General features: G+C 36.4%; 4 protein-coding genes. All 4 read left to right on the top strand.

Going from position 1 to position 5,168, the window contains the following annotated elements:
* The coding region (locus PLK24_RS08010) for a zinc-dependent alcohol dehydrogenase (protein WP_324477975.1) at positions 1–843 on the top strand (843 nt) is incomplete at its 5' end.
* A 29-nt stretch (positions 844–872) separates the two neighbouring features.
* Complete coding sequence (locus PLK24_RS08015) at positions 873–2,366, top strand: tagaturonate epimerase family protein (RefSeq protein ID WP_324477977.1); 1,494 nt, start codon at positions 873–875, stop codon at positions 2,364–2,366.
* A 119-nt stretch (positions 2,367–2,485) separates the two neighbouring features.
* Positions 2,486–3,721 (top strand): HAD-IIA family hydrolase, encoded by a 1,236-nt coding sequence (locus PLK24_RS08020; protein ID WP_324477979.1) that lies wholly within the window; start codon positions 2,486–2,488, stop codon positions 3,719–3,721.
* A gap of 176 nt (positions 3,722–3,897) precedes the next feature.
* Positions 3,898–4,794: a metal ABC transporter substrate-binding protein gene (locus tag PLK24_RS08025; protein WP_324477981.1), complete on the top strand. Its 897-nt coding sequence runs from the start codon at positions 3,898–3,900 to the stop codon at positions 4,792–4,794.
* Positions 4,795–5,168 lie beyond the last annotated feature (374 nt).

The raw sequence follows: 5,168 nt of genomic DNA on the forward strand, positions 1-5,168 counted from the left end.
CATGAGTTTGTTGGAGAGGTTGTTGAATCAAAAGATGCTTCTTTCCGAGCTGGTCAACTGGCAGCTGTCATGCCGGTAGTTGGATGCGGGGAATGTGAATCCTGTCGATTGGGGAATGTCAATCGTTGCCGAAAAGTTAAATTATATGGTGTTCATATGAATGGAGGATTTGCCGAATACGTCTTGGTCAAAGCCAAAAATTTAATTCCTTTTGAAGAACCGATTCAACCAAATCAAGCGGTATTTTCTGAGCCATTGGCAGTTGGGGTTCACGCCAATCGAATCAATGGAACAAGCCAAAAGGATTCTATTGCTATCATCGGTGGAGGAATAATCGGATCGGTCATTTTAAAAGTAGCCAAGGTCTTGGGAGCCAAATCAATAACGGTTATTGATGTGATTGCTGAAAGATTAGAACGGTCACTTCTATTGGGCGCTCAAGATGTAATCAACAGCTCTCAACATAATTTAAGGGAACTGATAAAAAATCATCACTACGCTGGGAAATATGATAGTGTTTTTGATGTTGTCGGAAACGATGAGACTCTCGATATTGCTTTGGATTTATTAAAACCAGCCGGTAAATTGGTATTGGTGGCAGTTCCTTCAGGAGAGAAGCGAAATATTGATGTATTAAAGATTTTTTCTCAAGAAAAAGTGCTTACTGCATCTCGTACCTATTCCCGAGAAGATTTTATACGAGCGTTGGAACTGATCACAACCCATCAAGTGAACCCCTTAGACTTTATTACTCATGAATATCCTTTCAATTCAATTGATTTTGCTTTAGATCGGGCTGAAAACTCAAAAAATGAAGAGTTAAAAGTCATAGTGAAAATGTGATAAATGGTTAATATGAGGAGGATTAAACTTTGATCCAAATTACTTCTGATCTGGTAAAAAAGATCGCTGAAGAGAGAAATGAAATTTTACAAATTATTCCTTTGGTTTGGGAATATCAACCTTATAATGCAAAATTGATACCGGTGATGGGTCCTGAAGAGAAATACTTAGGTGTGTGGAGCTTGGAAAAGGCTCCAATATTCAAGGATCCCTGGATCGAAAATCAAAAATTCTATAATAATTTTTCCTTTACCATCTATCCTTATAGTTTCGAGAATTATCAACTTTTGTCGCAAGAAATCCTTTCGCTCAAACCGGAAACATGCGGGGTTAAGCTTTCTTTTGGTACTGGAGATCGTTTGGGGTTGGTATCCTCAGCTCATTTAAGTGTTTTAAAAAAATATGAAGTTTTTCCGATTGTTGCTCAGCAGTCTCCAAGGGAATTGAAAAAAACTGGCCGAACCTTTCAATCGGTGTTACTCGATGCTGCTTGGGGAGCTTTTGCAAGTGGATTTCGGGGGAGGTTTGGTGCCGATGCCGACCATATCAAAGACGAATATTATTTGCAGCAGGCAATTCATAGTGGATATAGTTTTTATACCCTGGATGTGAGCGATTATATTGAAAAGGAATTCATGTTCCAATCGGAATGGGATTTAAATCAAACCTATCAAAAAATGAATCCCGATCAACTGGATTTATTAAAAAGATATTTAGGTCGAAGTTATTCTCTGGGTGGCGGTTTTCAAGTTAGTTTTAATGAAGAAAATTTACTCCGAATCGTTCTTTCCTTATATCCAGTTCTGGGTTTTATTGAGCAAATGAATAGTATTCTTGATGAGCGATTAACCAATTATGACCTCGAAATATCTTTAGATGAGGGTGAAGTTCTCACTTCGTACGAAACACATTTTTTCTTGTCGGAAGAGCTTCATCGAAGAGGTGTTGATTTTCAAAGTTTGGCATTGAAATTTCCTGGATCTTTTGAAAAAGGCATTGATTATCGAGGAGATTTAAATCAATTTCGGGAAAATCTCCGGGGACAGGTTTTGATTGCCGAAAATATTGGTGGTTATCGTTTGAGTCTTCATTCTGGAAGCGACAAGATGACGATTTATCCCACCTTTTTTGAAGAAACTCACGGGCTTTTTCATATTAAAACTTCCGGAACGTCATGGCTTAAGGCTTTGGAAACAGTTTCTGTTTTTAATCCGGAATTATTTCGAAAAATTTACACTTTGAGTTGGGAGAATTATTCTGAAAATAGCCGAGACTATCAGGTTTCATTCAAAATTAATGAAATTCCTGCTGATTTAGAATATCTACCGGATAAAAAACTCCAGGATTTTTTAAAGAATGACTCAGTTCGACAACTCCTTCATATTTCCTATGGTTTGATTCTGAAAGAGTATCGAGAAGAACTTTATCAATTCCTTTTTGATTATCGAGAAGACCATTGTCAAAGGGTTGAGGAAAATATTGAAAAACACTTAAAAACTCTTAGGAGTTATTCCTTTGAATAAGGAAAAACCTAAAAATTGTTGGGTTATTATCTAAATAATTACAGAAAAGTCCTTTTTTAGATCAATAAGGAATTGATTAAAAATGAGGAAAAACTTTATTCCACTTTTCTGGAGGCTGTATGTTTATTGATGAGTTTGAACTTTTTTTATTTGATGCGGACGGAGTAATCTATATTGGAGACCAGCTTTGCTTAGGTGCAGCCGAAGTCATTAGTTGGTTACAAAAACGGGGGAAAGGAGTAAGAATTCTTACCAACGATTCACGTTTTTCTCGGGAAGAGATCCAAGAAAAACTATCAAGAATGAATATTTTTTTAGATAAGGAAGATATCATTACCGCTTCTTGGTGCGCAGCCTACTATTTACATAAAATGAAAGCATCTAAAGTATTGGTGGTGGGAACCGATGCTTTAAAAAGAGAAATCACTGAAATGGGAGTTACCCTTGTTGATGATTCCCCCGAAGCAATTGTCATAGGATTTAATGAAGACTTAAAATTAAAAGAGATCCAACAAGCTATTCGCTATGTTGAACGGGGAGTTGCTTTTATTGCAACCAATGGTGATATCTCATATCCAACTCCACAGGGAAGACAACCGGCAACCGGTTCAATAGTGAGATTGATAGAAAATGTTACTGGAAGAAAAGCTTTTATTGTTGGGAAACCGTCAGCTTTAATTTTTCAGATTGCCCAAAATGGTTATTCCCCTGAAACAAGAACGATTATGATTGGTGATAGTCCGGAAATTGATATTTTAGGAGCTCACCAGGTGAATATTCCAGCGGTTTTGGTTTCAGCTCAGTTGATTCAGTATCCTACCTTGCGAGATTACCGTATTCCTGATGGACAAGTCAATAATCTTTTTCAGCTGCTTGAAGAATCGTTCCAGCTGTATCCCTGGAAGAAGCCGGATTTTCCCTGGCCAGAGAAGATCGAAGTAGCCGTTGCAGCATTCATTCTTAATAAGAATAAACAGATTTTATTGATTAAAAGAAAGGATAATTCTTACTGGGCACTACCGACTGGTAGAATGGAACGAGGTGAAACTCTTGAAGAAGCGGTTATTCGTGAAATAAAGGAAGAATTAAACCTTAAAATTAGAGTAAAGAATTTGGTGGGTCTCTATTCTCACCCTTCGGATCAGGTATTAAGTTATAACGTTGGAGAAATCATTCAGTTTGTTACTGCTTGTTTTTTTTGCGAGTTAGAAGAAGGAGATTTGAGAAATAACCAAACCGAAATTTTAGAATCCGGATTCTATTCGATTTCAAAATTTCCTCAACCGATGGTTTATTCTCACCAGCGATGGATCGAAGATGGAATGAGGAACCAAAGATCGGCGGTATTTCGCTAAGTATTTATACTGCTAAATGACATCATATTTGAGCAGGAACATGCACCTCATTCTTGATTAATGTCCATAATAAGAAAGATATATAGGATTTCTCTTATGATAGAAGACATGGGTAAAGGTGCGCTATTAAAACATTAAAATACATTTTGAGAAAGCCTAAGGCCAAAGGAGGTTTAATGATGAAAGCATTGAATTTTTTGGTTATCCTGTTTTTAATCGGTTTTCTCATAATAATTTTAGGAGGAAACCAAAGTGTTCAAGCTTCCATTGAAACCATTCAGGTTGTTGCATCAATTTCTCCTTTAGCTGATTTGATGACTCAGGTGGGGGGTGAAAGGGTTAAAGTTCACCTCCTGGTGCCGAATGGTGTGAGCCCACACACCTTTGATCCAAAACCATCAGATATAAAAAAACTGGAGCAAGCTGATTTATTTTTTATTGTTGGTTTGGGTCTTGAAATGTTTGCCTATGATATGGCTCAAGCGGTAGGAAATAGTCTTGAACTCATCGAAGTAGGGAAAGTGGTTGAAACCATAGACGACCATGAGGAAAATGATCATGAACATCAGTTTGGGAATCCCCATGTTTGGGTATCATTACAAAATCTTTCGATTTTAGCAGAGTCGGTAGCCGAAGCACTAATAAAGATTGATCCCGATAATAAAGAAATTTATTTAAAAAATGCTCAATCATATATAGAACAATGCCAGCAATTGGATCGGTGGTTTAGTGAAAAAATAAAAAATTCAAAAACCCGTCATTTTATTGCAGCCCACTCTGCTTGGGATTATTTAGCCCGGGATTATAACCTCGTCCAAATAGGTGTTATTGAGGAAAAACCCGGAGAAGAACCGTCTCCTAAGAAAATCAAAACTCTCATTGATGACCTAAAAAGTTCAGAGAGCCCAGTGATTTTTGCCGAACCCCAATTAAGTCAAAAAGCGGCACAGATTTTAGCTCAAGAAACAGGAGTCAAGGTTATTATCATTGATCCCCTTGGTTTATATCCTGATGTACCTTTCCTTAAGACTATGGAGGATAATTTGGAAAAAATTATAGAAGCAATGAAATAGGTTGTATAAACCACTCGATTGGATCCCTTAACATAGGAGAAAACATTGGTAATTAGAACCTTTCAATTTCGTCATTTTCTGATAGGATAGATATTGAACAACCTCTTTCAATATTTCAGATAAATAAGTCCACTTTTTCAGTTTCATGTTGTCAAGATAGAAAAGTTTTCATTAAAAAATTAAATCATATTATTATTTCTCTATTATTTTTTTAAGTAAGGATTAAATTAGAAATATTTTTAAACTATTTGAAATAGCGTCTATGAGAAATCCTATGTATTGAGGTTCTTCCGTCTTTGATTGGATTATATACAATTGCCAAACCTAATCATCGTATATTTCACAGCGATGGAACATTGCAATGGATTTGGAAA

The sequence above is a fragment of the Atribacter sp. genome (assembly GCF_035418125.1).
Classification (GTDB): domain Bacteria; phylum Atribacterota; class Atribacteria; order Atribacterales; family Atribacteraceae; genus Atribacter; species Atribacter allofermentans.